A 25,747-nucleotide genomic window follows, 5' to 3' on the forward strand; every position below is an offset into this window, starting at 1 on the left:
TCCCACCGGCTCGGCGCACTACAGGTCGAGCACCAGCTTCGACGACAGCGACCGCGAGACACACATCATGACCGTGTCCCCGCGTTCGCGTTCGCGACGCGACAGCACGGAGTCGCGGTGGTCGGGAGTGCCGCTCAGGACGTCGGCCTCGCACGTCCCGCAGATGCCTTCCATGCACGACCCGATGACGTCGGCACCGGCCTTCTCGACGGCGTCGAAGATCGACGTGCCGTCGGGGACGGTGACGGTCACCCCCGAGCGCGCGCACTCGACCTCGAACGAGTCGAGCGCGTCGTCGGGTGCCTCGACGGTCTCGGCCGCGAAACGCTCCAGGTGCAGGCTCCCGTCCGGCCACGCCGCGCACGCGTTCTCCACGGCATCGAGGAGCGGGCCGGGCCCGCAGCAGTAGATCAGGGTCTCGGGCCGGGGCTCACCCAGCACGGTGTCGAGATCGACACGCTCGCCGCGTTCGTCCTTGGCCCAGACCGTCACGCGGTCGTCGCCGTCGAACTCGTCGAGGAACGCCATGGACGAACGAGATCGACCGGCGTACACCAGGTTCCACTCGGCGCCGCCGGCTCGGGCAGCGGCGATCATGGCGCGGATCGGTGTGATGCCGATGCCGCCGGCGATGAAGAGATAGCTCGGTGCGGGATCGAGTGCGAAGTGGTTGAGCGGCCCTCGTGCTCGCAGAGTGGCTCCCTCCGGCAGGTGGTCGTGCACGTGCGCCGAGCCGCCGCGGCCGTCCGGCTCCCGCAGGACCGCGATCGTCCACGAGGACTCGTCGGCGGTGTCCCCACAGAGTGAGTAGTGCCTGACCAGGTCGGGGCGCAGCATCAGTTCGACGTGCGCGCCGGGCGTCCAGGACGGCAGCGATCCGCCGGCGGCATCGGTGAGGACGAGTTCGACGACGCCCTCCGCCGCGGTACGCCGGTGCGCGACCCGCACATCGAGCTGCGTCCGCTCTGCGCCGTCGCCGTCGCGGCGCTGCCGAGGGGGCGTGACGGTGGACGTGTCCACCACGGGAGCGGCGCCGGCGGCCTTCCGGTCGGTGCGGTAGGTGCCGTGCCGTCGACGCTCCCCGCCCTTCGGTGTCGTCGTCACCATCATGGAGCTGTAGCCACGAACGAAGTTGGACTGCACGCGCGTCGGCTCCGCGAGGACCTCGATGTCGTCGAAGCGCGTCAGCAGCTCCTCCCAGAGGATCCGCAGCTGCATCTCCGCGAGCCGACTTCCCATGCAGCGGTGGGTGCCGATGCCGAACGCGAGGTGATGCCGTGCGTTGCGCCGGTCGATCACGAAGCTGTCCGGGTCGTCGAACGTGCGCTCGTCGCGGTTGGCCGAGGCGTACCACATGACGACCTTGTCGCCCTCGCGGACGAACTGACCGTTCAGGACGGTGTCTCGAGTCGCGATGCGGCGCATGTAGGCGAGGGGCGTCTGCCACCGCAGGATCTCGTGGACCATCTTCGGTACCAGGCCCGGATCGGCGCGCAGGCGATCGAACTGCTCCGGGAACTGGTTCAGGGCCAGCAGTCCGCCCGTCATCGAATTGCGGGTGGTGTCGTTGCCGCCGACGACGAGCAGGACTATGTTGCCCAGGAACACCATCGGGCGGTCGATCAGGTCCTTCGTGTCCTCGGAGAGCTGCATGAGGGTGATGAGGTCGTACCCGGGCTTCTCGCCGGCTGCGAGGCGCGCCGCCTTGTCGTGCCACAGCGCACTGAAACTGCGCGCTGCTTCCGCCGCGGCCCGATACGCCGCGTCCGTGTCGGTGGACCCGCCGGTGGCCGACGCGCTCGCGGCCACCAGATCGGTCCACTCGACCAACTTCCGACGTTCCTCGTACGGGAAGTCGAGCAGCGTCGCGAGCATCCGCGAGGTCAACTCGATGCTGACCCGGTCGACCCAGTCGAAGGGCTCGCCCACCGGGAGCTCGTCGAGGACCTCCGCGACCCGCGAGCGGATGAGACCCTCCATCTCCTCCAGATTCCGAGGTGCGACGACGCCTTGCACCGCGGCGCGCTGCTGATCGTGGCGCGGCGGGTCCATCGCGATGAACATCTCGATGTCGAGACCCTCCGGCGGTGTGCCCAGGATGATCTGCGGTTCCGCCGAGAACGTCTCGAAATCCCGGTCGACTGCGACGATGTCGTCGTAGCGCGTGACGGACCAGAACGGCCCGAACGCGCTGTCGGCCCGGAAGTGCACGGGCGACTCGTCTCGCAGTCTCCGGAAATAGGCCTCCCACGATCCCTGCCGCCACAGGAACGGGTTGCTGACATCGATCTCGGTCAGATCCAGCTCCGCCACGTCGGGGATCGCGGACTCACGGAAGTGTGGCTGCCCGTCGCTCACCACGAGCCTCTTCGCGCGCTGCCACAGATGCAGTCCCTGGATCTGACGCTCCATCGGGACCAGTGCCTGTGTTCTCGTGATGATCGTGTCGCGAATGCTCATGACGTCTACCGCCTCGGTGCTGGGATGGTTCTGACGAGTGGGATGACAGAACTAAACCATGTGTATCCGAAGATGACAATAGTCGACGTATTGTCGCCGCTGAGCGGCAGCGCACCAGCGGGCCCGTCGCCGGGTGAGTGAGGAGAGGGGGCCTGACGCGTCGCGTCAGCTGTGACCCATGAACTGCGTCTGCTCGTCGTCCGGGTCGACGTCGGGATCGAGATCGGGGTCCGGCTCGTCCTCGATCAGCGGATTCGCGATGATCCCGCGGCCGTTCTCGTCCGGGAACGCGAAGCGACGCAGTGCCCAGAATCGGAAGACCATCTGCAGCAGATTGCCGATGACGTAGTTGAGGACGAAGTCGATGATGATCAACGCGGTGAGGGTGGTCTGTCCCTCGCGGATGTCGAAGACGTTGTTCGCGATCCAGAGCGGAGCGGCGGCGAGGATGACGCCGATACCACTGATGGTGAAGAACAACAGTGCCTCGTGATGACGCTCGCGGCCACCACGGTTCTTGAACGACCACTCGCGGTTGAGGATGTAGCTGAGAATCGTCGCCATCACGCCGGAGAAGATCTTGGCGACGACGGGCTTCGACTCGAGCACGGTGAGGCTCAGTGAGTAGAAGATCGCGAGGTCGAACACCATCGTGGTCGCGCCGACGATCGCGAACTTGATCAGTTCGGAGTGGCGGAGGGCGATGCTTCGGAACGGCTGCGGGATACCGGCAACCACACGGTCGATCAGAGGCACGGTGACCCACTTTACGAAGAGCAGTGACCAAACACTAATCGGACTCGTGACACGATGAGCGACGTGACAGCAGGAGACACCGTGAATTCGGACATCCCCCAGCAGACCCCGCGCACCGACCCGCCGCGGCAGCGCACCTCGTCCCTGCCCGTCGTCGCGATGGTCGGCGGAGGACAGCTCGCACGGATGACCCACCAGGCCGCGATCGAGCTGGGTCAGACCCTGCGCGTGCTCGCGGCCGGGGAGAACGATCCGGCGGCTCGGGTGAGCGCCGACGTGGTGCTCGGCGAGCACACCGATCTCGCGGCACTGCGTGCGGTCGCCGCCGGTGCGGACGCGCTGACGTTCGATCACGAACACGTCCCCACCGAGCATCTCGACGTCCTCGTCGCCGAGGGCGTCAACGTCCAGCCGCCTCCCGAGGCGCTGATCTTCGCGCAGGACAAGCTGCGGATGCGCGTTCGCCTGCGGGAACTGGGACTACCGGTACCGGATTTCACGGAGGTGGCCTCCGTCGAGGACGTCGTCACCTTCGGTGACGCCCACGACTGGCGCATCGTGATCAAGGCCGTGCGCGGCGGCTACGACGGTCGCGGCGTCTGGATGCCCGACGACGCCGACGAGGCGCGCACCGTGGTGTCCGACCAGCTCGCCGCCGGAGTGCCGCTGATGGCGGAACAGCGTGTCGACATGGCGCGCGAACTCTCGGCGATGGTCGCGCGGTCCCCGTTCGGGCAGGGAGCGACCTGGCCCGTCGTCGAGACCGTGCAGCGGTCCGGACAGTGCGCCGTCGTCATCGCACCCGCTCCCGGCCTGTCCGAGGACCTGGCTGCGGACGCCGAGCACATCGCGCTCCGCATCGCGTCCGAGCTGGGTGTGGTGGGAGTCATGGCCGTGGAGCTGTTCGAGAAGGTCGACGGCACCCTGTCGATCAACGAACTCGCCATGCGCCCGCACAACTCGGGCCACTGGACGCAGGACGGTGCCCGGACCTCGCAGTTCGAGCAGCACCTGCGCGCGGTACTCGACTATCCCCTCGGTGACTGCGCGCCTCTCGCGCCGGTGTCCGTCATGGCCAACGTCCTCGGCGCCGAGGAGCAGCCGTCCTCGACCATGGACGAGCGGGTGCATCACCTGTTCGCGCGGATGCCCGACGCCAAGGTGCACCTCTACGACAAGGGTGAGCGCAAGGACCGCAAGATCGGCCACGTCAACATCGTGGGCCCGCGGAACGGCTCCGCGTCCGATGCCGAGCACGTCGCCGAGGTCCGGGAGCGTGCCGAGCGTGCCGCGCACTGGCTCTCGCACGGCGTCTGGACCGACGGATGGGATCCGCATCATGGATGAGAACAGCAACAGCACGGCCGTCCGGGTCGGCATCATCATGGGCAGCGACTCGGACTGGCCGGTGATGGAGGCCGCCGCCCTGGCGGTCGCCGAGTTCGGCGTCCGCTTCGAGGTGGGCGTGGTCTCCGCGCACCGGACGCCGCAGCGCATGCTCGACTACGCGCGGGACGCGGCGGACCGCGGAATCGAGGTGATCATCGCCGGCGCCGGCGGTGCCGCTCACCTGCCGGGCATGGTGGCCTCCGCGACGCCGCTCCCCGTCATCGGTGTCCCGGTTCCCCTGAAGTACCTCGACGGGATGGACTCGCTCCTGTCGATCGTCCAGATGCCGGCGGGGGTTCCCGTCGCGACGGTCTCCATCGGCGGCGCACGCAACGCCGGTCTGCTCGCCGTGCGCATTCTCGGTGCCGCCGATCCGCAGCTGCGTGGACGGATGGCCGAGTTCCAGCGCGGACTCGAGCAGATGGTGCTGGACAAGGACGAGGCGCTGCGTCGCAGTCTGCTGGAATGACCGCGTCCGCGGACTCGGTCCGTCCTCTGCACCGCACGCCCGCTGCCCTGGCCGCGGTCGTCGTCGGCGGTGCCGCGGGGACGGGTGCCCGCTACGCGGGGGAGTCCTGGGTGCCGCACTCCGGAACGGGATGGCCGTGGGCCACGTTCCTGATCAATCTGAGCGGTGCGTTCGTCCTCGGTCTGCTGCTGGAAGCGTTGGCGCGCTCGGGACCGGACGTCGGGCGGCGTCGGTGGGTGCGCCTGGTGGCGGGCACCGGCTTCTGTGGCGCGTTCACGACCTACAGCACGTTCGCCCTCGAGACGGTCGAGCTCGTCCGGGACGGCGCACCGACGACTGCACTGACCTACGCCGCCGTCGGAGTCGTGGCGGGACTGATCTGTGCCTGGGCGGGCATCGTGACCGGTGGCACCCTCCATCGGAGGCCACGCACATGACGGTCGCCGCGTTGCTGCTCGCGGGGGCGCTCGGGGCGGTGGTCCGCTTCGTCGTCGACGGCGAGGTGACGGCTCGTTTCGGTCGGCCGTTCCCCCTGGGGACTCTGATCGTCAACGTCAGTGGGTCGTTCCTTCTCGGCATCCTGGCCGGGCTCGTGCTGTTCGCCGGCCGGCCCGCCGAGTGGCAGGCCGTCGCCGGCACCGGGTTCTGCGGCGGGTACACCACGTTCAGCACCGCGAGCGTGCAGACGGTCCGACTCGTGCAGGAGGGTCGGCACCGGGCGGCCGCGGCGAACGCGGGGACCACCGTGATCGCCTCCGTGCTGGCCTGCGCCGGTGGACTGGCTCTCGTGTGGGCGGCGTCGGGTGGGAGCTCGGTGTGACGTCCTCCGGTCCGCGGGGGTCGAGCCCGCTGCGACGGGTGTCGCGCGGCAGCATCCAGTCGCTCGTCGTCACGGCCACGGCGCTCACCTGGGCTCGTGTGTGGCGCTCGCGGATCTCGTACGACGCGTCGTCGAACCTGATCGTGTGCGAGGCGATGCGAGGCGGATACGCCCGCGGCGGAACGTGTTTCGGCGGAGTGTTCCTCACCGGACACGCGCTCGTCGATCCCCGTCGACGGCGGGCGATGCTGCGCCACGAGTCCGTGCACGCCGACCAGTGGGCCCGCCACGGGTTCTCGTTCGCGATCCGGTACCTGGTGGAGGAGATGCGCCGGCCGGGCGCCGCCAACCGCTTCGAGGTGGAGGCCGGACTCGGCGACGGGGGCTATCTCACTCGAGGACCGTCGTGACCTTCTCCGTGGCGACGCGGCGATCGAGTGCCGCCGGGTCCAGCGCGGTCACCTGAACCAGTGACGCGCCGGCCGCGAGCACCGCGACGAGACCGTCGAGCAGTCCGTCGGCGTCGTCCCACGACCCGGTCGCGAGAACCCGGTCCGTCGCCGACAGTCCGCGCGCTGCGGCGCGGCCCTGTGCATCGGTCAGGACGTCCTGGACGGAGCGACCCTCCAGGGCCGGCCCGGCGCCGACGGGAACGAACTGATCGCCGTGCACGCGAACCGACGTCGCGTAGTCGGTGACTCCGAGGGGGAGGTCGTCGACGGGCCGACCGAACGGGTCGAGCGACAGTGCGGCCACCTCACCGGCGTCGGCGGTCTTCACACCCGAGGCGGTCACCAGGGCGACCGCCGCGTCCGTATCGGGCCGGAGAGTCACCTCGGCGCCGGCCCACCACGCGCCGAGCAGCACCGAGGCGGTCTGCCAGTGCGCGGGGAGCACGACGCTGACGACGTCGCCGGGCGACACACCGAGCTCGTCTCTGAGGAAGTTGGCCGTCTTCGCGGCCCAGTTGGCCAGAGTCAGCGCGGACAACTCGATGCGCTCACCGGTCGAGTCGTCGTAGTAGGTGATGCGCGGTCCCGCCGCGTCCGCCGCGAGGATGGGTCCGAGAAGCGCGTCCGTGAGCGTCGTGCCACCTGAGGTCATCGACGACATTCTTCCGAACGGGCCCGATCAGTTGACGCACTGGGGGCCCGTGGACCCGGCGTCGATCGGGTCCGCGGCCGCAGGAGCCGGGGTGGCGGTGTCGCCTGCGGGCGAGACACCGGCCGGAAGCGATCCCGCCGCTGCGGGAGCGGAGTAGTCGGAGGCCAGCACGACGCGCACGGTCCCGGACGGCAGCGAGTCGTCGGTCTCGGTCCGGTCGGTGCCGACCCGCGCGGCGACGGCCGCCGCGGCGTCACCGTCCGACGACGCGGCGTACACGGTGGTCCGGTCGACGCTCGCACCCTCGTTGTTGCCGACCTCGCCCGGAACGAAGCCCTCGCCCGACAGAGTGTCGGAGACCGAGGACGCCAGACCGTCGACGCCGCTGTCGTTCGCGACGTCCACGGTGACACTCGAGGCGTCGATGTCGGGAACGGTGGGCGTCGGCGTCACGCTCTCGGACGGCGCCGCGTCGCCGATCAGGCCTCGCACCCACGTCTGGACCTCGACGGGGTCGACCGCGACGATCGACTCGCCGTAGTCGGTGACGCCGTTGATGTCCGCGACGGGAATGGTGTCGAAGGTGACCGCGCCGCCGGCGACGTCCTGCAACTTCGTGGCGAAGTCGAGGACGTCCCAGTCGTCGTCGATGGTGACGGAGCGCTGCACGGCCGACCCGAGCTGCCCCAACGTGCCGGGGTTGCTGAGCGTGCGGGCGCTGAGCACCTTGCGGACCAGCGACGCCATGAACACCTGCTGACGGACGATGCGGTCGAGATCGCCACGGGGGAGATCGTGGCGCTGGCGCACGAAGCTGAGTGCGTCGGCACCCGAGAGCGTCTGCTGCCCGGCCGCGAAGCGCGCGCCCGAGAGGGGCTCGTCGACCGGCGCGTTCAGACACACGTCGACGCCGCCGACGGCATCGGTGAGCAGGACGAATCCGAGCAGCCCGACCTCGGCGTAGTGATCGACCGTCACGCCGGTGAGGCCCGCGACGGAGTCGATGAGCGCCTTGCGGCCCGCGAGCGTCGACTCGCTGTCGGCTTCGGCGTCGGGCACCCCGCTCTCGACGAGTTCGAGGCGCTTCTCCTCCTTGGTGGCTCCGTACGCGGCGTTGATCTTGCTGTCGCCGATGCCGGGCACGTTCACGTAGGCGTCGCGCGGGATGGAGATCGCCGACGCGGACGATCCGTCGTTGGGAACGCGGATCAGAATGATGGTGTCGGTGTTGTTGGCCACCTCGTCGCCGGCGCGGAGCGAGTCGAGCTCGTTCTGCGAGAGCGCGTTGCCGTGCGCGTCGGTCCTGCTGTCGGTGCCCACGAGCAGGATGTCGACCGCACCGTCGGCCCCGTCGCCGAGATCGAGGTTCGACACCGTCGCGAGGTTGCTGCGCAGCGAGTCGATGCTCTGCCATGCCACGCCCGTCACCAGCAACGCGCCGGCGGAGAACAGAGCGACGGCTATCCGGCCGGCGTTGGAGTGCCCCGGTGTCCGCGAGGGGCGGTGGCTGGTCGGAGGTCGACGCCCCCGGTCGGAGCGGGTGGAGGCGCGCCGCGCACCCGGTTCCGACTCGCGAGAATCGGTTCGCCGCTGCGCACCGCGCTGTGTCCGAGGTCTGTACGGATCGCGCGGTGTCCCGGGGCCCGTCACAGAATCCGTCACGATCCCCAGGCTAACGGCAGGGTCGCCGTGCTCCGCGCAACCCGCCACGGCGTGCCACACTCTGTCGCTGTGACCACCGACGCAGAGCAGAGTTCGGACAGGACGATCGTGGTGACCGGAGCCGGAGGTCAGCTCGGTCGCCGACTCGTCGACCGCGCGCGGGACGGGTACCGCGGGGCCCGCGTGCTCGGCTTCGGATCGGCCGACCTCGACATCACAGATCCGGAGTCGATCGCCGCCGCCGTGGTGCCGGGCACCGTGGTGATCAACTGCGCAGCGCACACGGCGGTCGACGCGGCGGAGACCGAGGAGGACCGCGCCGCACTGCTGAACGAGGTGGGGCCGCGCCTGCTCGCCGAGCGGTGCGCCGAGGTCGGTGCAGGTCTCGTGCACGTCTCGACCGACTACGTGTTCGCCGGAGACGCGCGGACCCCGTACGAACCCGACGATCCCACCGCGCCGGCGACCGCCTACGGGCGCACCAAGCTGGCAGGGGAACGGGCGGTCCTGGAGGCGTTGCCGTCCGCGACGATCGTGCGGACCGCGTGGGTCTACACCGGCACCGGCTCCGACTTCGTCGCCACGATGCTCCGGCTCGAGGCCGAGCGGGAGACCCTCGACGTCGTGAACGACCAGGTGGGTTCGCCGACGTACTCGGGTGATCTCGCGGACGCGCTCCTCGAGGCGGCGACGTCGCCGCGAGCGCTGCCGCAGATCCTGCACGCCACCAACGCCGGCACGGCGTCCTGGTTCGATCTCGCTCGGGCGACCTTCGAGACCGTGGGCGCCGATCCCGACCGTGTTCACCCGTGCGGCAGTGATCGCTACGTGCGGCCGGCGCCGCGTCCCGCCTACTCGGTGCTCTCGCCCGCGGCCTGGAAGGGTGCCGGGCTGACCCCGCTGCGGCCCTGGCGCGACGCCCTGACGGCCGCGCTGGCGGCTCGGGCGGTCGCGGACCCGCCCGGAGCCGCCCAGTAGGGTGACCGGCGTGAGTGCCCCCCTGGCCGTCGTGACGGTGACCTATTCGCCCGGCGAGCACCTCGACGCATTCCTCGAGTCCCTACGGGATGCGACGACGCGGCCGGTGTCGGTGATTCTCGCGGACAACGGGTCCACCGACGGCGCGCCCGAGGCGGCCGAGGCCGCGTACGACCACGTCCGATTGCTGCGCACCGGAGCGAACATCGGCTACGGCGGCGCCGCCAATCGCGCTGTCGCCGAGGTGAATCCGGCCACCGAGTTCGTCATGGTCGTCAATCCCGACGTCCAGTTCGGCCCCGGGTCGATCGACGAGCTGCTGGCGGCCGCCGAACGGCATCCGCGGGCCGGGTCGCTCGGGCCCCTCATCCTCGAGCCGGACGGTTCGCGCTACCCGTCCGCCCGCCGCGTTCCCGATCTCACGTCCGGGTCGCTGCACGCACTGCTCGGTTCGGTGTGGCCGTCGAATCCGTGGACGCAGCGCTACCGGCAGGACAACGACGAGGTCAGCGAGCGGTCGGTCGGGTGGCTGTCCGGCTCGTGCCTGTTGCTGCGCCGTGCCGCGTTCGACTCGGTGGACGGGTTCGATTCCCGGTATTTCATGTACATGGAGGACGTCGATCTCGGAGATCGCCTCGGACGAGCGGGCTGGACCAACATCTACGTGCCCACGGCCGTCGTGACGCACGCCAAAGGTCATGCCGCGGGGCGTCATCCGGAGTCGATGTTGCCGGCGCACCACCGCAGCGCCTACCGCTTCCAAGCTGATAGACACCCGCGGAGATGGCAAGCTCCTCTCCGGTGGACGTTGCGCGCCGGACTGGCGTTGCGGTCCAGGGTGGTCGTGACTGCTGCACTGCGGCAACGCGACGACACGGTCGGGTCAGGTTCGAGCTCGTGAGAAGTTTCTGAGAAAGGCGATACGCGATGACTGCTCCGGCGACCGATGCCGTAGTTCTGGTCGGAGGAAAGGGCACGCGACTGCGTCCGCTCACGCTCTCCGCCCCCAAACCGATGCTGCCCACGGCAGGTCTGCCGTTCCTCACCCATCTCCTGGCGCGCATCAAGGATGCCGGGATCGATCACGTGGTGCTCGGCACGTCCTTCAAGTCGGAGGTGTTCGAGCAGCACTTCGGTGACGGCAGCGCACTCGGCCTCGAGCTCGAGTACGTGTTCGAGGAGGAGCCGATGGGAACCGGCGGTGGCATCCGCAACGTCCTGCCCCGGCTCCGCGCCGACAACGTCATGGTCTTCAACGGTGACGTGCTGGGCGGTACCGATCTGCGCGGCGTGCTCGACACCCACCGCACCACCGAGGCGGACGTCACCCTGCACCTCGTCCGCGTCGGTGACCCGCGCGCGTTCGGCTGCGTGCCCACCGACGAGTCCGGCCGCGTCACCGCGTTTCTCGAGAAGACCCAGGATCCGCCGACGGACCAGATCAACGCCGGCTGCTACGTGTTCAAGCGGGAGATCATCGAGAAGATCCCGTCCGATCGTCCGGTGTCCGTCGAGCGTGAGGTGTTCCCCGCACTGCTGGCCGAGGACAAGCGAGTCTTCGGACACGTCGACGCCGCCTACTGGCGCGACATGGGTACGCCGGAGGACTTCGTGAAGGGCTCCGCCGACCTCGTGCGCGGAATCGCACCGTCGCCTGCGCTGACGGGGACGCGGGGCGAGTCGCTGGTCCATCCCGGCGCGGGCGTCGCTCCCGGCGCGCTGCTGATCGGCGGCACGGTCGTCGGACGCGGCGCCGAGGTGGGAGCGGGCGCCCGTCTCGACGGTGCCGTTCTCTTCGACGGTGCCGTGGTCGAGGCCGGCGCGGTGGTCGAACGATCGATCCTCGGATTCGGTGCGCGCATCGGACCGCGGGCACTCGTGCGCGACGCCGTCATCGGCGACGGAGCCAACATCGGCGCGCGGTGCGAGCTGCTCCGCGGCGCCCGAGTGTGGCCCGGAGTGACGCTGCCCGACGGTGGAGTGCGCTTCTCGACCGACGTCTGAGGATCCAGGGCGTCCGACAATTCAGGGCGCCCGAGAATTCAGGACGTCCGAGGCTCAGCGAGCCGCCGCGCGGGAGATCATGTCCTGCAACGCGTCTCGTTCGGCGCCCGCCTCCCCGTCGGGGAGGTCGTCGACGGGCCACCACCGCAGGTCGTTCGACTCCGCGCTGCGGACGATGTGTGCACCGTCTGCGGCGCGTACGACGAAGCGCAGGTCGAGGTGGCGCGTCGGCTCGCCGAGCGAACACGTGATCGGGTGCGTGTGAACGGAGAGCAGCTCCGGCTCGAGAACCAGGTCGTCGATGCCGCTCTCCTCACGCGCCTCGCGGAGTGCCGCGTCCCGGACGGTCTCGTCGTCGACCTCGCAGTGTCCGCCCAGTTGGAGCCATCGTCCGACCCGCGGGTGCAGCGTCAGGAGCACGTGGCACCCACTCCGATCGAGCACCAGCGCCGACGCGGTGACGTGACCGGCCACGTTCTCGCGGAGACAGCCACGCGGCGCACTGTCGAGGAACGCCAGCATCGTGTGGCGCATCGAGTCGTCGTGCGGCTCGGTGGTCGACCAGGAACGGAGCAGTTCTCTCGCGGATTCGTGGAGGCTCTCGGCGCTCACGGACGGTTCCTCACAGTTCTCGGAACGCGGAGCCGGGCGGCGTCGGCGCGCGGGGCGACGGGGGAGTGAGCGGGTGTCCGACGGCGACGGCCCCGACGGGATGCCAGTCGGCGGGTAGATCGAGCGTCTCGCGCACGGTGTCGGCGGCGAAGATGGTCGACCCGACCCAGCAACTGCCGAGGCCGCGCGCCGCGAGGGACACCAGGAACGCCTGCACCGACGCGCCCGCCGCCACCGTGAACATGACGGTCTCCGCGGACTGCCGTTCCGCGTCCGGATAGTCGTGCGCCTCGTCGAGCACCGCGAACGCCAGAATCAGTTCCGGCGCGGTGCGCAGCAGATCACCGCGTGCCAGACGGGCTTCGATCGAGTCCGCGGTCCGTCCGTCTCGCCCGAGATCGGCGCGCCACCGCGTTGCCATCGCATCGAGCAGTGCGGTGCGCACCGCCGGCGTCCGGACGGCGACGTAGCGCATCGGGTGAGAGTGATGGGGAGCCGGCGCGGTGACGGCGTCCGCCACGGCGGCCTCGACGACAGCGGGATCGACCGGGGCCGAGTCGAACTCGCGTACCGAGCGACGGGCGGGTACCGCGCCGAGTGCACCTCGTCGCAGCGCCTCCTGCGTTCCCAACCAGAAGAGGTCGTCCTCGCCCGGACGCACCAGATCGCGGGCGGAGGAGCCGTCGTCGGCGTAGTGCAGACCCCGGACCACGGCGACGGGAACCGAGCCGAGCTTGCCCTTCACCAGATCCCCAGCGGATGCCAGCTCGTCCGCGAGCGCGACCTCGGTGACCATCAGCTCGTTGCCCTGCGCGTCGCGACCACCGGCGTACGCGTGCAGGACGGGCAACCCGGCCGATCCGATCGCGTTGTCCGTCTGGCCGTTCCGCCACGCGCGGCCCATCGTGTCGGTGACGACGACGGCGACGGCCACGCCCAGCGAACGGCGTACACCGTCGCGCAGTGCCCGGGCGGACGCGTCGGGATCCTCGGGGAGCAGGGCCAACTCGTCCGTCGACACGTTGGATCCGTCGATGCCGGACGCGGCCTGCACGATGCCGAGGCGGTTCTCGGTGATGAGCGTGCGACCGCGCTGGGCGAGTACGCGCACGGCCTCCTGCTCGACGAGGATGCGGCGCAGTGAGTCCCGCGCCTCCGGGTCGGTCGGCGCGGTCACCAGGCGTCCCTCGACCTTGGAGACGATCTTGCTCGTGACCACCAGGACGTCGCCGTCGGCGAGCCACGGTGCTGCCGTGACGACTGCTGCCACCAGGTCGTCGCCCGGCCGGAACTCGGGGAGTCCCGCGACGGGAATCACCTCGATCGAACCGCCCGGTGCATGATCGCCGGGACCGTCGGATCGGGTCACAGGACGCCCGCTGCCTCGAGCGCGGCGCGCGCCATCCGTGCGGTCACCGCGGGCTCGGTCATGAGCAGAGGTACCGCGCGCACGTCCACGCCGGGAACGTCGGCGGTGTCGGTCTCGTGGATCAGCCAGGCGTCGAGGATGCCGGCCGCCGAGCGGGCGCCGTAGTGGCGGCCGATGGCCTCGGCCGTCGTCTCCACACCGATGACGGACAGGCACTCGTCGGCCATGCCGCGCAACGGCTTGCCGTCGATGACGGGGGAGAGCCCGACGACCTTCGCGGGTGTGGTGCGCAGTGCGGAGCGGATGCCGGGCACCGCCAGGACGGCGCCGATGCTGACCACCGGGTTGGACGGTGCGAGCAGTACCGCGTCCGCGGTCTCGATCGCCTCGACGACGCCGTCCGCCGGGGTCGCCTTGTCCGCTCCGACGTACGCGAAACTGTGAGTCGTCACAGCAGCGCGGTAGCGCACCCACCACTCCTGGAAATGAACGGCCTTGTCGGTGCCGTCGTCGGGATCGGTGATCACCACGTGGGTCTCGCTGCGGTCGTCCGTGACGGGCAGCAGGCGGACACCCGGAGACCACCTGTCGCACAGGGCCTCCACGACTGCGGACAGCGGGTACCCGGTGCGGAGCATGCGCGTCCGGATCAGATGCGTCGCGATGTCGCGGTCCCCGAGCCCGAACCAGTCCGGGTGGGCCCCGTACGCCGCGAGTTCCTCCTTGACGCTCCACGTCTCGTCGCGTCGACCCCAGCCGCGCTCGGTGTCGATGCCGTCGCCGAGCGTGTACATGCAGGTGTCGAGGTCGGGTGTGATGCGCAGGCCGTGCATCCAGACGTCGTCGCCGACGTTCACCACGGCCGTGACGTCGCCGTCCGGCCCCAGCAGTTCTCGAACCCCCTGGAGGAACCGCGCGCCACCGACGCCGCCCACCACCACAGTCACCTTCATGACCCTCGACCCTAGGCGGTCGCCGTCGGCGCGATCGGGCCGGTGGGCGCGAATCACGGCGTGTCCGACGCGAAACACCGGGGAAGTCTCGCCTTCCGGGAAAACCGGAGATCGGATGGTATTGCAAATCGAGCGGTCCGCTTGACCGCGACACACCGCGGCGTGTCTAATCACAGTCATGTCATTAACGGTTCGAACAGCGGAATCGCTTGTAGCGAACCACCGTTCGAACACGTGTTCCCATGAGTCGACACGAGTTCGCGCGCTGCGTTCCGCAGCGTCACGTCCCATGGTGACACGAGGCTTCGCTCTTCGATCCGGCTTCGCGGTCGATCATCGACACAAGTGACCGACAACAACTGCGCTCGAACAGGTGAGGAGGCGGACGTGATGCCGGAACAACACCACGACCTCGGTCGACAGGAGTCCCCCGTCGGGGAACTCGACGACGTACTGCACGTGGATGCCGTGACGGAGGACGCCCCGGCGGACCCCGTGGACGGGATCGACCCGGAGGACGTCTCGGTCGACGACGTCGACCCGCCGCTCACGAGCCTCGGAATGCCTGCGCCCGCACTGCATCTGAGTCTGGTGCCGGGCGACATGGATCCGCTCGAGGATCAGTGGCAGGAGCGCGCTCTGTGCGCTCAGACCGATCCCGAGGCATTCTTCCCGGAGAAGGGCGGCTCGACGCGCGAGGCCAAGCGCATCTGCCTCGGGTGCGAGGTGAAGGACGACTGCCTCGAGTACGCCTTGGCGCACGACGAGCGGTTCGGCATCTGGGGTGGGCTGTCCGAGCGCGAACGTCGCCGCCTCAAGCGCGGCATCATCTGACGCGTCGCGTCACCGCAGCCGCCGAACGACGCGCTGCAGGCGCCGGGGTGTCAGTCGTCCTCGGTGTCGGGGTCGACCACCTCGGGCGTGACCCCCAGGTAGGTCGCCACCTGCTCCACCAACACGTCGTGCACCAGGTCCGTCAGCTCCAGCGAGTCGTGTGCTCTCCGCTCGAGGGGCCGACGGAACAGCACGATCCGAGCCCGCGTCGTCGCTCCGCGCGTGTCCACTCCCGCCGGAACGAGTCTCGACAACGGCACCGGGCCCTCGGCCACGACCTCGGGTGGCCAGTTCACCGATTCCGGGTCCACCGCACGGATCTTCGGCACGTCGTCGACGGCGATGTCCAGTTTCGTCAGCCGGTCGTGCCACTTGCGGTCGATCTCGGCGAACGCGTCCAGCACCGCCGCATCGAACTTCTCGGCGCGAGACCTGCGTGCGGGCACCGTGTCGGGGAACAGGGTGCCGCGCATTCCGCGACCCCGCCGCGCCGCGGACCGCGAGCTGGACGCCCGATGTTCCCGTCCGGGACGGCCGCCGGCGCGGCCGCGGGGTTGAGAGGATCCGGTGAACGACACGCGCCCATGCTACGACCGTGTCCTGCGAGGCACGCCGGAGGACACGCGCTAGGGTTCGACCTGTGAGAGCTGTGCGGGGATGCTGCCGACCGGGATGCAAGAGACCGGCCGTCGCGACGTTGACGTACGTGTACTCCGACTCGACCGCCGTCGTCGGACCTCTCGCCACCGTGGACGAGCCCCATTCCTGGGATCTGTGCGAGGTGCACGGTTCGTCGATCACCGCCCCCAAGGGGTGGGAGATGGTGCGCTACGAGGGTGGGTTCTCCACGTCCAGCCCCGACGACGACGATCTGACCGCACTCGCCGAGGCCGTCCGCGAGGCCGGTGCGCGTGAGCGTCCCGCTCCGTCCCTCGGTCGACGTGGTTCGTCGTCCGACACGCGCACCTCCGCCGACGTCCCGGCCGCCGCGCCGACACGCACGGGTCGACGCGGACATCTGCGCGTTCTGCCCGACCCCACCAGCTGAACGACTGTTCCGGCGCGCGGCGTCGGGCTGCAGGACTGCTCGCGCGTCGCCCCCGGGCACTAGGCTCCCAGCATGGTCTCGCCGACTCGCCGTCGTGCGTGATCCGTCCGGTTCGTCCCAGATGCAGGAGTGTGCAGTGGCCCGACCAGCTGACCTGGTTCACAGCGTCATCAAGGCGTACGACGTGCGCGGTGTCGTCGGAGAGCAGATCGACGAGGACTTCGTCGCCGACGTGGGGGCCGCCTTCGCGAGACTCGTACGCGGCGAGGGCGTCTCGCACCGCGTCGTGGTCGGGCACGACATGCGCGACTCGTCTCCCGCGCTGTCGGCCGCCTTCGCGCGAGGGGTGACCTCACAGGGTCTCGACGTCGTTCTCATCGGCCTCGCGTCGACCGACCAGCTCTACTTCGCCTCCGGTCGGCTCGACTGCCCCGGTGCGATGTTCACCGCCAGCCACAACCCGGCGAAGTACAACGGGATCAAGCTGTGCCGGGCCGGCGCGAAGCCCGTCGGCCAGGACTCGGGACTCGCCACCATCTCGGCCGAGATCATCGACGGCGTCCCGACGTTCGACGGTGCGCCGGGCACGATCAGCGAGCAGGACGTGCTCGCGGACTACGCCACGTTCGTGCGCGACCTCGTGGACATCAGCGACATCCGTCCGCTGTCGGTCGCGGTGGACGCCGGCAACGGCATGGGCGGGCACACGGTGCCCGCGGTCCTGGACCCGACGTCGGTGACCGTGCACCCCCTGTACTTCGAACTCGACGGCACGTTCCCCAACCACGAGGCGAACCCGCTGGAGCCGGCGAACCTCGTCGATCTGCAGAAGTTCGTCACCGAGACGGGCGCGGACATCGGCCTCGCGTTCGACGGCGACGCGGACCGCTGCTTCGTGGTGGACGAACGCGGCGAGCCCGTCTCACCGTCCGCGATCACCGCACTGGTGGCCGAGCGGGAGCTGGGCAAGCACCCTTCCTCGACCATCATTCACAACCTCATCACCTCACGGTCGGTGCCCGAGTTGGTGGAGCAGCTCGGCGGTACCGCCGTGCGCACCCGGGTCGGCCACTCGTTCATCAAGGCACTGATGGCCGAGACCGGCGCGGTGTTCGGCGGCGAGCACTCGGCGCACTACTACTTCCGCGACTTCTGGGGCGCCGATTCTGGCATGCTCGCAGCGCTGCACGTGCTCGCCGCGCTCGGGACACAGGACGAGCCGTTGTCCGCCCTGATGCGCAAGTACGAGGTGTACGCGGCATCGGGCGAGATCAACTCGACGGTGGCCGACGCTCGTGAGCGCACCGCCGCGGTGGTCGCGGCGTTCGCCGATCGCACCGTCTCCACCGACGAGCTGGACGGTGTGACGGTCGATCTCGGTGACAGCGCGTGGTTCAACCTCCGCGCCTCCAACACCGAGCCCCTGCTCCGACTCAATGTCGAGGCACGCACCCCCGAGGACGTGGACCGCCTGACGACGGAGATCCTGAGCATCGTCCGCGCGTGACGGTTGCGGACTGTCATAGTGGGGGATACGGAACGAGAGAGGCGGGTGAGGTGCCCATGACTGCTCCTTCGGCGTACGTCGATCTCGACGACGCGAGCGCGATACTGGCTGCGGACTCGTTGGGCGCACTGCACTCCGCCGCGCTGGCCGGCGCACAGATCCGCGCCACCGCGTCCGCTGTCCGCGAGGGCCTGCTGGCGCCGCTGGACGGTCTGCGTCCCCGCAGTGTCGTGCTCGTCGCCGCGTCCGGTCCCGCCCGGAGGGCGTCGGCGCTGGTCGCCGCGGTCCTCGCTCCGACCGCCGGCGTGCCGGTCGTCTCGCTTCCCGCGACCCCGCCGTGGGTCGGACCCCTGGACGTCGTGGTCGTGGCCGGCGACGACGCCGGCGATCCGGCAATCGCGGAGTCCGTCGCCGCCGGGGTACGTCGGCGTGCAGAGGTCGTGGTGGCCGTACCGGACGAGGGTCCTGTCGCGGACGCCGGCGCCGGCCGGGTGGTGTCCTTCCCGCCGCGAGTCCGTGTCCTCGATCGCAACTCCTACGCCCGGCACGTCGCGGTGATGGCCGCGGTGCTCGCTGCGGTGGACCCGGCGTCGTCGGTCGGTGACCTCGACGCGGTGGCCGATGCGGTGGACGCGGAGGCCATGCGACACCACGCGTCCGTCGAGGTGTTCCAGAATCCCGCGAAAGGTCTGGCGTCCCGAATGGCGGGTCGTCGGGTCCTCATGACCGGTGACGGCGTGGCGGCGACCGAGGTTGCCCGGCACGGAGCCGCGTCCCTGCTGCGTGCCGCGGGCGTCGTGGCGGCGGCCACCGAACTCTCCGATGCCGTCGGTGTGATCCACGACCTCGGCGCGATTGGTGGGGACTCCGCCGAGAGCGGCAGTGTCGACTACGACCCGCTGTTCCACGACGACCAACTCGACGGTCCACCCCCGGCCGATCCCGTTCGGGTGTTCACCGTGTCGACCGACCCCGACGACAGTCTGGTCCGCCGGCGGGTGGCCGTCCTGGGTGAGGTCGACGTGGTTCGCGTCGACGACGACGGTGGTCCCCGCACGGATCTGGAGGCGCCCGCGCCCGCCGCGGTGCCCGGTCCCACGACGCCGGTCGGGGCGTCGCTGCGCAGGGCGCTCGTCCTGGCGGTGCGGATCGAGGCCGCGGCGGCCTATCTCCAACTCTCGAATTCTCAGGCCTCGGGAGGCAGGGAGTGACCCCAGCCGTGTCCGGGTTCGCAGCGATGACGACGGCAGGTGGTGGTCGGTGAATCTCCTCGACGGAACAGCACGGTCCTACGCGTGGGGTTCGCGCACGGCTCTCGCCGAACTGCGCGGCGTGCCCGCACCCACCCGGCATCCCGAGGCGGAGTTGTGGTTCGGTGCTCATCCGGGCGACCCGGCGCATCTCGTCACGCCGCGCGGTCGGGTCTCGCTGCTCGAGGCCATCGACTCCGATCCGACCGGACTGCTCGGAACCGGTGTGGTGGAGCGGCACGGTCCGCGCCTGCCGTTCCTCGTGAAGTTCCTGGCGGCCGAGGAGCCGCTGTCGCTGCAGGCTCACCCCTCCTCGGACCAGGCGCGCGAGGGTTTCCGACGGGAGAACGCCGCGGGCGTGCCCCTCGACGCCTCCGTCCGGAACTACAAGGACGCCAGCCACAAGCCCGAGCTCGTGGTCGCCCTGACGGAGTTCGACGCGCTCGCCGGGTTCCGCAGTCCCGCCGAGACGGTGGAGCTGTTCGGTCGGCTCGATGCGGACGAGCTGCGTCCCTACACCGAGATGCTTGCCGCGCAACCGGATTCGAGCGGCCTGCGCACCCTCTTCACCTCGTGGATCACTCTGCCGCAGCGGGCGTTGGACTCCGTGCTGCCGGCCGTTCTGGACGCGTGCGTCCGCGCTCTCGAACGTGCCGAGCAGACCGGGGACCGCACCTTCGTGCCGGAACTGCGCACCGCACTGGAATTGGGGGAGTACTACCCCGGCGATGCAGGCGTGCTCGCGGCGTTGCTGCTCAACCGGGTCACGCTGCAGCCGGGCGAAGCTCTGTACCTGGACGCCGGAAACCTCCACGCGTACCTGCGCGGAACCGCGGTGGAGATCATGGCCAACTCGGACAACGTGTTGCGTGGGGGACTCACGCCCAAGCACGTCGACGTCCCGGAACTGTTGCGGGTGCTCGACTTCGAGCCGCTCGACTCACCGGTCCTCGTCGCCGACACCAGCCGTCCGCACGTGGTGCGCTATCCCACGCCGGCACCGGAGTTCGCACTCGTCGGTGTCGAATTGTCCGCGGCGTCCGGCGACGGTGAGCCGTGGACGCTCGCGCACGACGGTGACGCCGCGCCGCGCATCGTCCTGTGTGTCGACGGTCGGGTACAGGTCTCCTCGGGTGAGTCCACCCTGGTCGTGGAGCGGGGAAGTGCCGTCTGGATCGCCGCGTCCGATCCGGACCCGCAGCTGTGTGCTCTCACCGACTCGGCTCGCGTGTTCGTGGCGGGCGTCGGCGGGATCTGACGGCCCCGACACGCTGGCGGATACGTCCCGCCTAGTTCAGTGTTCGTGTGACGATGACCTCGGGCGGTCGACGGCCGCCCGGAGGACGTGAGGAGTTTCGACGGTGACCATCGACGGCAAGGACGCACCCGGTTCGCGCAACACCGGTCTGCGCAGAACGAAGTCCATCGAGCAGTCGATGCGCGACACGGACGAGCCGGACACGAAACTTCGCAAGAGCCTGTCATCGTGGGATCTCACCGTCTTCGGTGTCGCGGTCGCCGTGGGTGCGGGCATCTTCACCCTGACGGCGCGCACCGCCGGGAACGTCGCGGGCCCGTCCGTCTCGCTCGCCTTCGTGTTCGCCGCGATCGCGTGCGGACTCGCCGCGCTCTGCTACGCCGAGTTCGCCTCGACGGTGCCGGTCGCGGGCAGCGCGTACACGTTCTCGTACGCCACTTTCGGAGAGTTCGTCGCGTGGATCATCGGCTGGGACCTGATCCTGGAGTTCGCCCTCGCGTCGGCCGTCGTGGCGAAGGGCTGGTCCCTGTACCTCGGTGAGGTACTCGGGACGTCGTCGCCCGTGGTGTCCATCGGCGGACTCGACGTCGACTGGGGTGCCCTGGTCATCGTCGCGGTGCTCACCGTCCTGCTCGCGACGGGTGTGAAGATCTCCTCGCGCGTCTCCCTCGTCATCACCGCGATCAAGGTGGGCGTCGTGCTGCTCATCGTCGTGGTCGGAGCGTTCTACATCAAAGCGGCGAACTACTCGCCCTACATCCCGCCCGCCGTCCCCGCCGAGAAGGAGTCGGGCCTCACCCAGTCGCTGTTCTCCTTCGTCACCGGCGCCGAGGGCAGCAACTTCGGCTGGTACGGACTCCTGGCCGCCGCGAGTCTCGTGTTCTTCGCGTTCATCGGCTTCGACGTGGTGGCCACCACGGCCGAGGAGGCGTCCGATCCGCAGAAGGCCCTGCCGCGCGGAATCCTGGGCTCGCTCCTGATCGTCACGATCCTGTACGTCGCGGTCACCCTGGTGCTGACCGGAATGGTGAAGTACACCGAACTCGGTGGCGAGGGCGCGACCCTGGCCACGGCGTTCGAACTTAACGGCATCACCTGGGCGTCGAAGGTGATCTCCTTCGGTGCGCTGGCCGGACTCACGACCGTGGTCATGGTGCTCATGCTGGGACAGTCGCGCGTGCTCTTCGCGATGTCGCGCGACGGTCTGATGCCGCGTCGTCTCGCGAAGACGGGGAGCCGTGGCACCCCGGTGCGCATCACCGTGCTCGTCGGCATCGTGGTCGGCCTTCTCGCGGCGTTCTTCCCCATCGGGACGCTCGAGGAGATGGTCAACATCGGCACCCTGTTCGCCTTCGTCCTGGTCTCCATCGGTGTCGTCGTCCTGCGTCGAACCCGTCCCGACCTGAAGCGCGGCTTCCGCGTCCCCCTGGTTCCGCTGGTGCCGATCCTCGCCGTGCTGGCCTGCGTGTGGCTGATGCTGAACCTGTCGGTGGAGACGTGGCTGCGGTTCGTCGTCTGGATGGCGCTCGGAGTCGTGGTGTACTTCGGCTACAGCCGCCGCCACTCGGTGCTCGGAGCCCGGCAGCATGCGGATGACACCCACTAGTCACCATATTTCGCGCCGATAACGGACCGATCTCACCATTCGGATCGTCGGACCGTCGCGCTACTTGCTCTACACTCGGATTCGAGACCGGAAGTTTGTTTCTGCGGTGGGCACGAGTCCGCCGCGGAGTCCACTCGATGTCGAGGAGTGACGTATGGCGCGGCGGTGGCACGACCCGAAGAAGCTGCTCTGGCTACTGGGGATCTTGGCGCCCGCCTCGGCACTGCTGCCGTCCCAACTGGTTCTGCACACGGGGGTGTCGGCCTTCTGGTGGAGCGGCGCGATGCTGTTCTTCCTGGTCATCCCCGTGGTCGACGCGCTGGCGGGGGAGGACGGCAACAATCCGTCCGACGCGCAGGTGCAGGACCTGCAGCACGACCGTTTCTACCGGTGGTGCACGTTCCTGTTCCTTCCGGTGCAGTACGCGGGGCTCGGTGTCGCGTGCTACCTCGTCACCTTCGGCACCCTGTCCGCCGTCGACAAGATCGGGTACGCGGTCAGTGTCGGTCTCGTCGCCGGCATCGGGATCAACGCGGCGCACGAGCTCGGTCATCGGGTGGAGAGCACCGAGCGCTGGCTGGCCAAGATCGCTCTGGCGCAGAGCCTGTACGGCCATTTTCACGTCGAACACAACCGCGGACACCATGCGCGTGTCGCGACGCCCGCCGACCCGGCCAGCGCGCGCATGGGCGAGTCCCTCTACCGGTTCCTGTCCCGCAGTGTCAGCGGCGGCCTCGTGTCCTCCTGGGAGCTGGAGAAGCAGCGTCTCGAGCGCAAGGGCAGCGGCGTGTGGACGATCCGCAACAACGTGCTCAACGCGTGGGCGATGTCCGCTGCACTCTTCGGTGTCCTGGTCGCCGTCTTCGGCGTCGGCATCCTGCCGTTCCTCGTGCTCCAGGCGGTGGTCGGCGTGATGACCCTCGAGTCCGTCAACTACATCGAGCACTACGGGCTGCTCCGGGGACGGACACCCACGGGCCGGTACGAGCGGTGCGCGCCGCGGCACAGCTGGAACAGCGATCGGATCGTCACCAACATCTTCCTGTACCACCTGCAGCGGCACAGCGACCATCATGCGAACCCGGGCCGCCGGTTCCAGACGTTGCGCACCTTCGACGAGGCGCCGCAACTGCCGGCCGGCTACGCGACGATGGTCGTCCTCGCGGCCGTCCCGCCCCTGTGGCGTCGCGTGATGGACCCCAGGGTCGTCGCGCACTACGACGGCGACGTCACCCGCGCGAACCTGCAGCCGAGCGCCCGCGCTCGACTGGAACGGCGCTGGGCGACCGTTCCCGAACGCGCCGCCGCCGCCTGACCCGTCGGCGCGAGACGACGGAACCGGACACGTCGTGGCCCCGACCCACCCGCGGGCAGCCGTGAGCCGATAGCCTGGAAGCCGATCATCAGCCGACAGGAGTGGCATCACACAATGACGACATCGACATCCCCCGACATTTCGAGCACCGAGGCGCTGCAGGCGGACATCCGCGGTGGCATCGAGTTCAAGGTCGCGGATCTCTCGCTGGCTGAGTACGGCCGCAAGGAGATCGGCCTCGCGGAGCACGAGATGCCCGGCCTCATGTCCCTGCGTCGCGAGTACGCCGACGTGCAGCCGCTGAAGGGTGCACGGATCTCCGGGTCGCTGCACATGACGGTCCAGACCGCCGTCCTGATCGAGACGCTGGTCTCGCTCGGAGCCGAGGTGCGGTGGGCATCGTGCAACATCTTCTCCACCCAGGATCACGCCGCCGCCGCGATCGTCGTCGGACCCCACGGCACGCCCGAGGATCCGCAGGGAATCCCGGTGTTCGCCTGGAAGGGCGAATCGCTGGCCGAGTACTGGTGGGCCGCCGAGAAGATGCTGACCTGGCCGGTCGCCGAGGACGGCACTCCCCGCCACGCCAACATGATCCTCGACGACGGCGGAGACGCCACGATGCTGGTGCTGCGCGGTGCGCAGTTCGAGAAGGCCGGCGTCGTGCCGCCCGTCGACGAGGACCGCGACTCCGACGAGTACAAGGTCTTCCTCGGACTGCTCCGCGAGTCGCTCGCGCAGGACGCCACCAAGTGGACGAGCATCGCCGAGTCGGTCAAGGGTGTCACCGAGGAGACCACCACCGGCGTGCTGCGCCTGTACCAGTTCGCCGCGGCCGGCGAGCTGACCTTCCCGGCGATCAACGTCAACGACTCGGTCACCAAGAGCAAGTTCGACAACACCTACGGCACCCGCCACTCGCTGATCGACGGCATCAACCGCGGCACCGACGTGCTGATCGGTGGCAAGAAGGTCCTGATCTGCGGCTACGGCGACGTGGGCAAGGGCAGTGCCGAGTCGTTGGCCGGCCAGGGCGCGCGCGTCCAGGTCACCGAGGTCGACCCGATCAACGCGCTCCAGGCGCTCATGGACGGGTTCGACGTCGTCACGGTGGACGAGGCGATCGGCAAGGCCGACATCGTCATCACCGCGACGGGCAACAAGGACATCATCACGCTCGACCACATGCGGTCGATGAAGGACAAGGCCATCCTCGGCAACATCGGCCACTTCGACAACGAGATCGACATGGCCGGTCTCGAGCGGTCCGGTTCGACACGCATCAACATCAAGCCGCAGGTCGATCAGTGGATCTTCTCCAGCGGCAAGTCGATCGTCGTCCTCTCGGAGGGTCGTCTGCTGAACCTCGGCAACGCCACCGGTCACCCGTCGTTCGTCATGAGCAACAGCTTCTCGAACCAGGTCATCGCGCAGATCGAGCTGTGGACGAAGCCCGACGAGTACGACAACGAGGTCTACCGCCTGCCGAAGCACCTCGACGAGAAGGTCGCCAAGATCCACGTCGAGGCTCTCGGTGGCACGCTGACCAAGCTCAGCAAGGAGCAGGCCGAGTACATCGGTGTCGACGTCGAGGGCCCGTACAAGCCCGAGCACTACCGGTACTGACACTCGGTCCCGTAGGCCTCGACAGGCAGGAGTGGAGTCGATGGGCACTCTCATCGCGATCGAGGGCGTCGACGGAGCAGGCAAGTTCACGCTCTCGTCCCGCCTCACGCACGCGTGGGAGGCCGCCGGGGTGGACGCCGTCCGCGTCGGCTTCCCCCGCTACGGGGAGTCGATCCACGCCGACCTGGCCGCCGAGGCGCTGGCCGGTGAGCACGGCGATCTCGCCGCCGGGGTGAACTCGATGGCAGTGCTGTTCGCCCTCGATCGTGCCGGTGCGGTGTCCGACCTCCGTCGGATGCTGCACCGGCACGACGTCGTTCTGCTCGATCGCTACGTCGCGTCCAACGCGGCGTACTCCGCCGCGCGGGTCCACCAGGACGCGGACGGTGCGATGGTCGAGTGGGTGCGCGCGCTCGAGTTCGATCGCCTCGTCCTGCCGCGTCCCTCCGCCCAGATCCTCCTCGACGTTCCGGTCGAGGTCGCGGAGCATCGCGCGCGTGGTCGGGAGCAGGAGGATCCGTCGCGGGCCCGCGACGCGTACGAGCGCGACGGTGGTCTCCAGGCCCGTACCGCGGCGGTCTACGCGGGACTCGCGGCCTCGTCGTGGATGTCGCCGTGGTTCGTCGTGAACGGCGCGCAGGCGGACGGTGAGCAGGTCGACGTGACGAGACTCGCCGCCGAACTTCTCAATCAGACTGCGGAGTACGACGGGATGACACGATAGTCG

General features: G+C 69.4%; 25 protein-coding genes. 17 read left to right on the forward strand and 8 right to left on the reverse strand.

Annotation, left to right across the window (positions count from 1 at the left end; genetic code table 11):
* Positions 1-18: 18 nt before the first annotated feature.
* Entirely contained in the window at positions 19-2,460 is a 2,442-nt protein-coding gene (locus HQ314_RS14315) for a cytochrome P450/oxidoreductase (protein ID WP_222650406.1), read from the reverse strand.
* A gap of 165 nt (positions 2,461-2,625) precedes the next feature.
* Positions 2,626-3,216: a GtrA family protein gene (locus tag HQ314_RS14320; RefSeq protein WP_037186749.1), complete on the reverse strand. Its 591-nt coding sequence runs from the start codon at positions 3,214-3,216 to the stop codon at positions 2,626-2,628.
* A gap of 54 nt (positions 3,217-3,270) precedes the next feature.
* Here HQ314_RS14320 and HQ314_RS14325 point away from each other — a divergent pair, with 54 nt between their 5' ends.
* The 5 genes from HQ314_RS14325 to HQ314_RS14345 are packed head-to-tail and all read left to right on the forward strand — an operon-like array spanning position 3,271 to position 6,304.
* Positions 3,271-4,563, forward strand: coding sequence for a 5-(carboxyamino)imidazole ribonucleotide synthase (locus HQ314_RS14325; protein WP_222650407.1), 1,293 nt, complete (start codon positions 3,271-3,273; stop codon positions 4,561-4,563).
* Positions 4,556-5,074: a 5-(carboxyamino)imidazole ribonucleotide mutase gene (purE, locus tag HQ314_RS14330; RefSeq protein WP_027506889.1), complete on the forward strand. Its 519-nt coding sequence runs from the start codon at positions 4,556-4,558 to the stop codon at positions 5,072-5,074. The genes HQ314_RS14325 and purE overlap by 8 nt, the downstream gene beginning before the upstream one ends.
* Positions 5,071-5,511 (forward strand): fluoride efflux transporter CrcB, encoded by a 441-nt coding sequence (crcB, locus tag HQ314_RS14335; protein WP_222650409.1) that lies wholly within the window; start codon positions 5,071-5,073, stop codon positions 5,509-5,511. Before purE ends, crcB (HQ314_RS14335) begins: the two co-directional genes overlap by 4 nt.
* Entirely contained in the window at positions 5,508-5,894 is a 387-nt protein-coding gene (gene crcB / locus HQ314_RS14340) for a fluoride efflux transporter CrcB (protein WP_222650410.1), read from the forward strand. The genes crcB (HQ314_RS14335) and crcB (HQ314_RS14340) overlap by 4 nt, the downstream gene beginning before the upstream one ends.
* A complete protein-coding gene (locus HQ314_RS14345; protein WP_308119410.1) occupies positions 5,891-6,304 on the forward strand; it encodes a hypothetical protein in 414 nt (137 codons plus the stop codon). The genes crcB (HQ314_RS14340) and HQ314_RS14345 overlap by 4 nt, the downstream gene beginning before the upstream one ends.
* On the opposite strand, the gene HQ314_RS14350 is transcribed toward HQ314_RS14345, so the two are convergent.
* Positions 6,285-6,998, reverse strand: coding sequence for a TIGR03089 family protein (locus tag HQ314_RS14350; RefSeq protein ID WP_222650411.1), 714 nt, complete (start codon positions 6,996-6,998; stop codon positions 6,285-6,287). The genes HQ314_RS14345 and HQ314_RS14350 overlap by 20 nt on opposite strands.
* Before the next feature lie 27 nt (positions 6,999-7,025).
* Positions 7,026-8,462 (reverse strand): LCP family protein, encoded by a 1,437-nt coding sequence (locus HQ314_RS14355; protein WP_027506885.1) that lies wholly within the window; start codon positions 8,460-8,462, stop codon positions 7,026-7,028.
* Positions 8,463-8,729: 267 nt separating this feature from the next.
* Here HQ314_RS14355 and rfbD point away from each other — a divergent pair, with 267 nt between their 5' ends.
* From rfbD to HQ314_RS14370, 3 genes are read left to right on the forward strand one after another with little or no spacing between them, the layout of a single operon-like run.
* Positions 8,730-9,638 carry a dTDP-4-dehydrorhamnose reductase gene (rfbD, locus tag HQ314_RS14360; RefSeq protein ID WP_285188816.1) on the forward strand — a complete coding sequence of 303 codons (909 nt, stop codon included), beginning with the start codon at positions 8,730-8,732 and terminating at the stop codon, positions 9,636-9,638.
* A gap of 10 nt (positions 9,639-9,648) precedes the next feature.
* Positions 9,649-10,539, forward strand: a complete 891-nt coding sequence (locus HQ314_RS14365) for a glycosyltransferase family 2 protein (protein WP_222650413.1) — start codon at positions 9,649-9,651, stop codon at positions 10,537-10,539.
* A 26-nt stretch (positions 10,540-10,565) separates the two neighbouring features.
* Positions 10,566-11,642: a sugar phosphate nucleotidyltransferase gene (locus HQ314_RS14370; protein ID WP_027506882.1), complete on the forward strand. Its 1,077-nt coding sequence runs from the start codon at positions 10,566-10,568 to the stop codon at positions 11,640-11,642.
* Between the two features lie 54 nt (positions 11,643-11,696).
* Here HQ314_RS14370 and HQ314_RS14375 read toward each other — a convergent pair whose 3' ends face one another.
* The 3 genes from HQ314_RS14375 to cofD are packed head-to-tail and all read right to left on the reverse strand — an operon-like array spanning position 11,697 to position 14,576.
* Entirely contained in the window at positions 11,697-12,254 is a 558-nt protein-coding gene (locus HQ314_RS14375; protein ID WP_056447758.1) for an NUDIX hydrolase, read from the reverse strand.
* 10 nt (positions 12,255-12,264) lie between these two features.
* Positions 12,265-13,623: a coenzyme F420-0:L-glutamate ligase gene (locus tag HQ314_RS14380; protein ID WP_308119412.1), complete on the reverse strand. Its 1,359-nt coding sequence runs from the start codon at positions 13,621-13,623 to the stop codon at positions 12,265-12,267.
* The gene (cofD, locus tag HQ314_RS21415; RefSeq protein WP_027506879.1) at positions 13,620-14,576 is read right to left on the reverse strand and encodes a 2-phospho-L-lactate transferase; all 957 of its coding nucleotides are present in this window, start codon (positions 14,574-14,576) and stop codon (positions 13,620-13,622) included. The genes HQ314_RS14380 and cofD overlap by 4 nt, the downstream gene beginning before the upstream one ends.
* 603 nt (positions 14,577-15,179) lie before the next feature.
* Here cofD and HQ314_RS14385 point away from each other — a divergent pair.
* Positions 15,180-15,410 (forward strand): WhiB family transcriptional regulator, encoded by a 231-nt coding sequence (locus tag HQ314_RS14385; protein ID WP_197027846.1) that lies wholly within the window; start codon positions 15,180-15,182, stop codon positions 15,408-15,410.
* 50 nt (positions 15,411-15,460) lie between these two features.
* On the opposite strand, the gene HQ314_RS14390 is transcribed toward HQ314_RS14385, so the two are convergent.
* Positions 15,461-15,883, reverse strand: a complete 423-nt coding sequence (locus tag HQ314_RS14390; RefSeq protein WP_051613606.1) for a metallopeptidase family protein — start codon at positions 15,881-15,883, stop codon at positions 15,461-15,463.
* A 167-nt stretch (positions 15,884-16,050) separates the two neighbouring features.
* Here HQ314_RS14390 and HQ314_RS14395 point away from each other — a divergent pair, with 167 nt between their 5' ends.
* The 8 genes from HQ314_RS14395 (at position 16,051) to HQ314_RS14430 (ending at position 25,744) form a co-directional block, all read left to right on the forward strand.
* The gene (locus tag HQ314_RS14395) at positions 16,051-16,458 is read left to right on the forward strand and encodes a DUF3499 domain-containing protein (protein ID WP_027506876.1); all 408 of its coding nucleotides are present in this window, start codon (positions 16,051-16,053) and stop codon (positions 16,456-16,458) included.
* A gap of 136 nt (positions 16,459-16,594) precedes the next feature.
* The gene (locus HQ314_RS14400) at positions 16,595-17,965 is read left to right on the forward strand and encodes a phosphomannomutase/phosphoglucomutase (protein ID WP_222650415.1); all 1,371 of its coding nucleotides are present in this window, start codon (positions 16,595-16,597) and stop codon (positions 17,963-17,965) included.
* 56 nt (positions 17,966-18,021) lie between these two features.
* A complete protein-coding gene (locus HQ314_RS14405) occupies positions 18,022-19,176 on the forward strand; it encodes a tobH protein (protein ID WP_222650416.1) in 1,155 nt (384 codons plus the stop codon).
* 49 nt (positions 19,177-19,225) lie between these two features.
* Positions 19,226-20,473, forward strand: coding sequence for a mannose-6-phosphate isomerase, class I (gene manA, locus HQ314_RS14410; protein ID WP_222650417.1), 1,248 nt, complete (start codon positions 19,226-19,228; stop codon positions 20,471-20,473).
* Positions 20,474-20,651: 178 nt separating this feature from the next.
* Positions 20,652-22,079, forward strand: coding sequence for an amino acid permease (locus HQ314_RS14415; RefSeq protein WP_222628507.1), 1,428 nt, complete (start codon positions 20,652-20,654; stop codon positions 22,077-22,079).
* A gap of 154 nt (positions 22,080-22,233) precedes the next feature.
* Positions 22,234-23,394 carry an alkane 1-monooxygenase gene (locus HQ314_RS14420; protein ID WP_222650418.1) on the forward strand — a complete coding sequence of 387 codons (1,161 nt, stop codon included), beginning with the start codon at positions 22,234-22,236 and terminating at the stop codon, positions 23,392-23,394.
* 114 nt (positions 23,395-23,508) lie between these two features.
* Positions 23,509-25,020 (forward strand): adenosylhomocysteinase, encoded by a 1,512-nt coding sequence (gene ahcY / locus HQ314_RS14425; protein ID WP_037186733.1) that lies wholly within the window; start codon positions 23,509-23,511, stop codon positions 25,018-25,020.
* A 40-nt stretch (positions 25,021-25,060) separates the two neighbouring features.
* Positions 25,061-25,744 (forward strand): dTMP kinase, encoded by a 684-nt coding sequence (locus HQ314_RS14430; protein ID WP_222638677.1) that lies wholly within the window; start codon positions 25,061-25,063, stop codon positions 25,742-25,744.
* The last annotated feature ends 3 nt before the right edge of the window (positions 25,745-25,747 follow it).

The sequence above is a fragment of the Rhodococcus sp. BP-332 genome (assembly GCF_019836065.1).
In the GTDB taxonomy this organism is placed as follows: Bacteria; Actinomycetota; Actinomycetes; order Mycobacteriales; family Mycobacteriaceae; genus Rhodococcoides.

Coding starts and splice junctions, on each gene's coding strand:
- cofD (WP_027506879.1), bottom strand. CDS start 14,576: ATGAAGGTGACTGTGGTGGTGGGCGGCGTCGGTGGCGCGCGGTTCCTC.
- HQ314_RS14315 (WP_222650406.1), bottom strand. CDS start 2,460: ATGAGCATTCGCGACACGATCATCACGAGAACACAGGCACTGGTCCCG.
- HQ314_RS14325 (WP_222650407.1), top strand. CDS start 3,271: ATGAGCGACGTGACAGCAGGAGACACCGTGAATTCGGACATCCCCCAG.
- HQ314_RS14385 (WP_197027846.1), top strand. CDS start 15,180: ATGGATCCGCTCGAGGATCAGTGGCAGGAGCGCGCTCTGTGCGCTCAG.
- HQ314_RS14390 (WP_051613606.1), bottom strand. CDS start 15,883: ATGCGCGGCACCCTGTTCCCCGACACGGTGCCCGCACGCAGGTCTCGC.
- HQ314_RS14415 (WP_222628507.1), top strand. CDS start 20,652: ATGCGCGACACGGACGAGCCGGACACGAAACTTCGCAAGAGCCTGTCA.
- purE (WP_027506889.1), top strand. CDS start 4,556: ATGGATGAGAACAGCAACAGCACGGCCGTCCGGGTCGGCATCATCATG.
- ahcY (WP_037186733.1), top strand. CDS start 23,509: ATGACGACATCGACATCCCCCGACATTTCGAGCACCGAGGCGCTGCAG.
- HQ314_RS14370 (WP_027506882.1), top strand. CDS start 10,566: ATGACTGCTCCGGCGACCGATGCCGTAGTTCTGGTCGGAGGAAAGGGC.
- HQ314_RS14430 (WP_222638677.1), top strand. CDS start 25,061: ATGGGCACTCTCATCGCGATCGAGGGCGTCGACGGAGCAGGCAAGTTC.
- HQ314_RS14420 (WP_222650418.1), top strand. CDS start 22,234: ATGGCGCGGCGGTGGCACGACCCGAAGAAGCTGCTCTGGCTACTGGGG.
- crcB (WP_222650409.1), top strand. CDS start 5,071: ATGACCGCGTCCGCGGACTCGGTCCGTCCTCTGCACCGCACGCCCGCT.
- HQ314_RS14350 (WP_222650411.1), bottom strand. CDS start 6,998: ATGACCTCAGGTGGCACGACGCTCACGGACGCGCTTCTCGGACCCATC.
- HQ314_RS14405 (WP_222650416.1), top strand. CDS start 18,022: ATGACTGCTCCTTCGGCGTACGTCGATCTCGACGACGCGAGCGCGATA.
- crcB (WP_222650410.1), top strand. CDS start 5,508: ATGACGGTCGCCGCGTTGCTGCTCGCGGGGGCGCTCGGGGCGGTGGTC.